This is a genomic window from Sphingomonas bacterium, from assembly GCF_028292945.1.
Classification (GTDB): Bacteria; Pseudomonadota; Alphaproteobacteria; order Sphingomonadales; family Sphingomonadaceae; genus Sphingomonas.
In genome coordinates this window covers 1-5,428 of record NZ_JAQGLJ010000065.1, presented here as the reverse complement: position 1 = coordinate 5,428, position 5,428 = coordinate 1, and the positions used below count along the sequence as shown (strand labels likewise).

Annotated in this window: 9 protein-coding genes and 1 pseudogene; all 10 read left to right on the top strand. The window is 72.3% G+C overall.

Annotated features, from left to right (window positions below; genetic code table 11):
* Window positions 1-61 precede the first annotated feature (61 nt).
* Window positions 62-1,171, top strand: coding sequence for a phage portal protein (locus tag JWN21_RS08200; RefSeq protein ID WP_299648202.1), 1,110 nt, complete (start codon window positions 62-64; stop codon window positions 1,169-1,171).
* The gene (locus JWN21_RS08195) at window positions 1,168-1,473 is read left to right on the top strand and encodes a DUF6127 family protein (RefSeq protein WP_299648200.1); all 306 of its coding nucleotides are present in this window, start codon (window positions 1,168-1,170) and stop codon (window positions 1,471-1,473) included. Before JWN21_RS08200 ends, JWN21_RS08195 begins: the two co-directional genes overlap by 4 nt.
* Window positions 1,470-1,808 (top strand): HK97 family phage prohead protease, encoded by a 339-nt coding sequence (locus JWN21_RS08190; RefSeq protein ID WP_299648197.1) that lies wholly within the window; start codon window positions 1,470-1,472, stop codon window positions 1,806-1,808. The genes JWN21_RS08195 and JWN21_RS08190 overlap by 4 nt, the downstream gene beginning before the upstream one ends.
* 11 nt (window positions 1,809-1,819) lie before the next feature.
* On the top strand, window positions 1,820-2,821 hold the full coding sequence (locus JWN21_RS08185; protein WP_299648194.1) for a phage major capsid protein: 1,002 nt from the start codon (window positions 1,820-1,822) through the stop codon (window positions 2,819-2,821).
* A 211-nt stretch (window positions 2,822-3,032) separates the two neighbouring features.
* A complete protein-coding gene (locus JWN21_RS08180) occupies window positions 3,033-3,578 on the top strand; it encodes a hypothetical protein (RefSeq protein WP_299648192.1) in 546 nt (181 codons plus the stop codon).
* Complete coding sequence (locus JWN21_RS08175; RefSeq protein ID WP_299648189.1) at window positions 3,575-3,967, top strand: DUF3168 domain-containing protein; 393 nt, start codon at window positions 3,575-3,577, stop codon at window positions 3,965-3,967. The genes JWN21_RS08180 and JWN21_RS08175 overlap by 4 nt, the downstream gene beginning before the upstream one ends.
* 160 nt (window positions 3,968-4,127) lie before the next feature.
* Window positions 4,128-4,535 (top strand): phage major tail protein, TP901-1 family, encoded by a 408-nt coding sequence (locus tag JWN21_RS08170; protein WP_299648186.1) that lies wholly within the window; start codon window positions 4,128-4,130, stop codon window positions 4,533-4,535.
* A gap of 71 nt (window positions 4,536-4,606) precedes the next feature.
* On the top strand, window positions 4,607-4,912 hold the full coding sequence (locus JWN21_RS08165; protein ID WP_299648184.1) for a gene transfer agent family protein: 306 nt from the start codon (window positions 4,607-4,609) through the stop codon (window positions 4,910-4,912).
* Window positions 4,909-5,127, top strand: coding sequence for a phage tail assembly chaperone (locus tag JWN21_RS08160; protein WP_299648181.1), 219 nt, complete (start codon window positions 4,909-4,911; stop codon window positions 5,125-5,127). Before JWN21_RS08165 ends, JWN21_RS08160 begins: the two co-directional genes overlap by 4 nt.
* Window positions 5,120-5,428 (top strand): annotated as a pseudogene (locus JWN21_RS08155) (tail tape measure protein); the annotation flags it as partial. The gene JWN21_RS08160 and the pseudogene JWN21_RS08155, both read left to right, overlap by 8 nt.

Below are 5,428 nucleotides of genomic sequence, written 5' to 3'. Positions count from 1 at the left end.
CTTGAGCTAAACCAACAAAGCCCCGCTTCGGCGGGGCTTTGTTGTTTCTGGAGTATATCACATGAAGCTGTTCGGCTGGATGGCCGGGCGCGTCGAGGCGCGTCCGGCTTTGTCGCGTGGCGGGGCCACTGCGCTCGGCGCGTGGCCGCCTTCGTACGAGGCGCAGGTGCGTAGCGGTTACGCGGGCAACGCCATCGCGCAGCGCGCGGTGCGGCTGGTGGCGGATGCCGTCGGAGCGGCGCCGGTGGAGGCGTCGGAGCCGGCGCTGCTGGCGCTGGTGCAGGCGCGGTCCGGCGGCGTGGGGTTGCTGGAAAGCGTGGCGGCGCAGTTGCAGCTGCATGGCAATGCGTTCGTGCAGGTGTTGCGGTCGCCCAGTGATGACGCGGCGGCGCTGTATCCGCTGCGCCCGGAGCGGGTGACGGTGGAGCCCGACGCGGGCGGGTGGCCGGCGGCGTATCGTTATGCGGTCGGCGGGCGCGTCCAGCGGCTGGGCGCGGACGGGCCGCGGCCCGACGTGATCCACCTCAAGAGCTTTCATCCGCTCGACGATCATTATGGGCTCGGATGCCTGGGCGCGGCGGCGAACGCGATCGCGGTGCACAATGCCGCGGGGGTCTGGAACAAGGCGCTGCTCGACAACGCCGCGCGGCCGTCCGGCGCGCTGGTGTACGAGCCGGGTGACGGATCGGCGCTGTCGCCGGAGCAGTTCGCGCGGTTGCGCGCGGAGATGGAACAGGGGTTTGCGGGCGCGGCGCAGGCGGGGCGGCCGATGCTGCTGGAGGGGGGCTTGCGCTGGCAGCCGCTGTCGCTGACGCCGGCGGAGATGGACTTCGCCGGGCTGAAGGCGGCGGCGGCGCGTGAGATCGCGCTGGCGTTCGGGGTGCCGCCGATGCTGCTCGGGCTACCCGGCGACGCGACCTACGCCAATTATCGCGAGGCGAACCGCGCGCTGTGGCGGCTGACGGTGCTGCCGATGGCGGGCGCGGTGCTCGACGGGCTGGCGCACGGGTTGCGCGGCTGGTGGCCCGACGCGTGGCTGCGCGTCGACCCCGATCGGGTTCCGGCGCTGAGCGAGGATCGCGAGCGGCTGTGGGCGCAGGTGACGGCGGCGGACTTTCTGACGCGCGATGAGAAGCGGGTGATGGTCGGGTTCGGGGAGGAGCACGGATGAGCGGGTCTGTTCTGGCGCAGCTGCTCGCGCAGGGTGCGGAGCGCGGGGCGGACCTGGTGACGCTGCGCGCGATCGCGGAGGAGGCGGGCGAACTCGGCGCGACACGGGCGCTGGCGCGGCTGGGGCTGACGGACGCGGGCGCGCAGGCGGACGTCGCCGAACTGCGCCAACTGCTGCGCGCGTGGCGCGATGCCAAGCGGAGCGTGTGGAAGGCGGCATGGGCGTGGGTGATGCGGGTGCTGTTCGCGCTGCTGCTCGCCGGGCTGGCGGTGCGGCTGGGGTTTGGGGACTGGATCAAGTGACCTCGTTTACGGGCCATGCCGCGCTGTTCGACCGGGTGGACCGCGCGGGCGACGTGTTTCGGCGCGGGGCGTTCGCCGGCGGTGAGGTGCCGCTGCTGCGCGATCATCGCGGATCGGCGATCGGCAGCGTGCGGGTGCGCGAGGACGAGCGCGGGCTGTTCGTCGAGGGCGCCGGTGACGGGGTGCGCGTCGGCGACGGTCTGTCGGTGGGGTTCCGCGCCGTGCGGACTCAACAGGGCGCCCGGCGCGAACTGCTGCGCGTCGAGCTGGTCGAGGTGAGCCTGGTCGCCGTGCCGATGCAGCCGCTCGCGCGGGTCGCGCAGATTTTCAACTGAGGAGAATATACATGGACGTGATCGACAGGCCGGTGCTCTCGGGAGCGCCGGAAGGCGGAGCCATGCCCGCGTTCGACAGCTTCGTGCGGACCGGGCAGACGCTGGAACTGAAGGCGTTCACCGGGGTGACCGGCGACGCGGGCGGCTTCGCGGTGCCGCGTGAGATCGATGCGGCGATCGACCGCGCGCTGGCGAGCATCTCGCCCATTCGCCGCATCGCCAACGTGGTGAAGGTGGGGTCGGCGGGGTATCGCAAGCTGGTCACCACCGGCGGCACGCCGTCGGGCTGGGCGGCGGAGACCGACGCCAGGCCGGGAACGGCGACGCCGGTGTTCGCGGAGATCGCACCGCCGAGCGGAGAGCTCTACGCCAACCCGAGCGCCAGCCAGGCGATGCTGGACGACGCCGCCTTCGACGTCGAGGCGTGGCTGGCGGACGAGATCGCGACCGAGTTCGCGCGCGCCGAGGGGGCGGCGTTCGTCAACGGCTCGGGGGTGAACCGGCCCAAGGGTTTCCTGCAATCGCCGGTGTCGGCGGCGAGCGACGGCACGCGGGCGTTCGGGGCGCTGCAGTATCTGGCGAGCGGGGCGGCGGGCGACTTTGGCGCCAACCCGCAGGAACGGCTGATCGACCTGGTCCAGAGCCTGCGCGGGCCGTATCGGCAGGGGGCGTGCTTCGTGATGAACGCCGGCACGGTGGCGCGCCTGCGCAAGTTCAAGACCGCGGACGGCGCGTTCATCTGGCAACCGGGGCTGGTGGCGGGGCAGCCGGCGACGCTGCTCGGCTATCCGGTGGTGGAAGCCGAGGACATGCCCGACGTGGCGGCCAACGCGCTGGCGATCGCGTTCGGCAACTTCCGGCTCGGCTACCTGATCGCGGAGCGCAGCGAGACCGCGATCCTGCGCGATCCGTATTCGAACAAGCCGTTCGTGGGGTTCTACGCGACCAAGCGGATCGGCGGCTGCGTGGTGAATGGCGAGGCGATCAAGGTGCTGCGGATGAGCGCGACGTAAGGTCGCGCTCAAGTGCCCCGGTTAGCGCAAGCTGATCGGGGACCCGGTCCGCGCGGGCAGCGGGTCGCGAAGCGATCCCGTCTGACGGCGTGGGCCGTGGCGGGCCCTCACCCTGCTTCGCTTCGCGAAGCTGTCCCTCTCCCGCGTGGGGTTCCCACGAAAGCAGTAGTTTCGTGGGTGCCCTCGGGAGAGGGTTTGCAGGAGAACAACTATGACAGGGTCGGGGGTGCCGGCGTCCGTCGTGGCCGAGCTGGTCGCGGCGGCGCGGGGCTATGCGCGGGTGGCGGACGGGGTGGAGGCGGGGCTGCTCGCGCGGGCGGCGGAGACGGCGGTCGCGACGGCGGAGGCGTTTTGCGGGATCGCGATTTTCGCGCGGGGGCACGAGGACGTGCTGCCGGTCGCGGCAGGCTGGCAGCGGCTGCGCGCCACTCCGGTCACGGCGATCGCGGGGGTCACCGGCCTGCCGGTCGGGCTGGCGCCATTTGTGGTGCCGGTGGGCGACTATGTCGTCGACATCGAGGCGAGCGGCGACGGGTGGGTCCGGGTGGCTCAGGCGGGCGGCGCGGCCCGGGTGGCGGTAAGCTACACCGCGGGGCTGGCGGCGGACTGGGCGAGCTGTCCGCCGCCGCTGGCGCAGGGGCTGGTGATGCTGGTCGCCCACCTGTTCGCCGATCGCGAGGGGCAGGTGCCGCCGGCGGCGGTGGCGGCGCTGTGGCGGCCGTTCCGGCGGATGCGGTTGCTGGAGCGGGTCCGTTGAGCGCGGGGAACTGGCTGGTCGCCAGCGTCATGGCGCATCTGGACGAGAACCCGGCGCTGGCCCCGCTGCGGCTGTTCGACTTCGTGCCGTCGCGCTTCAGTTACCCTTGGGCGCATGTCGAGGATGCGAGCCTGAGCGCGATCGATGGCGCGGGGGTGAGGGGGCGCGTGGGGACGCTGGCGATCCAGTGCCGCGACGCGGGCGAGCGGCCGACGCGGCTGCGGACGCTGGTCGCGCGGCTGGAGGAACAGATGGAGGCGCTGGATCCTGATCTGGGCGAGGGCTGGCGGCTGGGCGGGTGCGCGCTGGCGGGCAGCCGCATCGTGCGGGGCAAGGACGAATGGGTCGCGCGCTCGGTGTGGGCGGTCAGGGTGTTTCGGGTGAATTGATGGACGATCCTCCCCGTTCACGGGGAGGTGGCGCGCGGCGAAGCCGCGTGACGGAGAGGGTTCACGACAAGCGCTGCGCTCGCGGGCCGCCCCCTCCACCACGCCGCTCCGCGGCGCGGTCCCCTCCCCGTCCCGGGGAGGATTTCAGAGGAGAAAAGGCATGGGTATCGAGAAGGGGTCGGCGTTTCTGTTGAAGGTGGGCGACGGGGCAACGACCCCGGTGTTCGCGACGGTGGCGGGGCTGCGGACGACGCAGCTGTCGGTCAATGGCGAGGCAGTGGTGGTCACCACCAAGGATTCCGGCGGGTGGCGGCAGCTGTTGTCGGGCGCGGGCGTGCGGTCGGTGAGCGTGTCGGGGGCGGGCGTGTTCACCGGCTCGAACGCCGAGACACGGGTGCGGACCTCCGCGCTGACCGGCGTGCTGGACGATTACCGGCTGAGCTTCGAGGGCGGCGAGACGATGACCGGGCGGTTCCTGGTGACCCGGCTGGACTATGCCGGGGATTTCAACGGCGAGCGGACGTACACGATATCGCTGGAGAGCAGCGGTCAGGTCGTGGCGGCGTGATGGGCGCCCCCTCTCCGTCCCACTCGCCTACTCCGAGCGGGTCCCTCCCTCTCCCGCAAGGGGAGAGGGGCTTGGCGAACGAACTGCGCGGCGAGGTGTCCCTACGGGTCGCGGGCGAGACGCTGGTGCTGCGTCCGTCGTTCCAGGCGCTGGTCGCGGCGGAGGGCGAGCTGGGGCCGTTGTTTGCGCTGGTCGAGCGCGCGGCGGAAGGGCGGCTGGCGCTGGGCGAGATCGTGGCGCTGTTCTGGCATTGTTTGCGGGAGCGGCCGGAAGGGCTGACGCGCGAGCGGCTGGGGGAGGCGGTGGCGGACGCCGGACTGGCGGCGGCGATGCCGAGCTTGCGCAGGCTGTTGCAACAGATCCTGGAGGGCCGGTGAGGGGCGGAAAAATCCTCCCCGTTCACGGGGAGGATTTCGGGCTGTCCGCCGTCCGCCTTGCCGGCCTGTGCTCCGTCCTATTCGGGTGGTCGCCGGACCAGTTCTGGCGCGCGACGCCGGCCGAGGTGCGAACCGTGGTCGAGGCGCTGGCGCCCCAAGCGGACGTGCCGGTGACGCGCGGGATGATCGAGCAACTGGAGACATGCTGTGGATGAGGTCGATCGGCTGATGGCGGGCGTCCGGCTGGATACGCGCGGCTTCGCGGCCGACGTGGCGGTGATGCGCGCGAGCCTGGAGGGCGTGCTGGGCGCGGGCGCGGATCGCGCCGGGCGTGCGGTCGAGGCGTCGCTGCTGCGCGCGGTGCGGACGGGCAAGCTGGGGTTCGAGGATCTGAAGGCGGTCGCGCTCAGGTCGCTGGACGCGATCGCGGCGGCGGCGCTGAAGGGCGGGCTGGCGGCGATCCTGGGCGGCGGGGCGAACGGGGGCGGATCGGTGGGCGGCCAGGCGGGGCTGGTC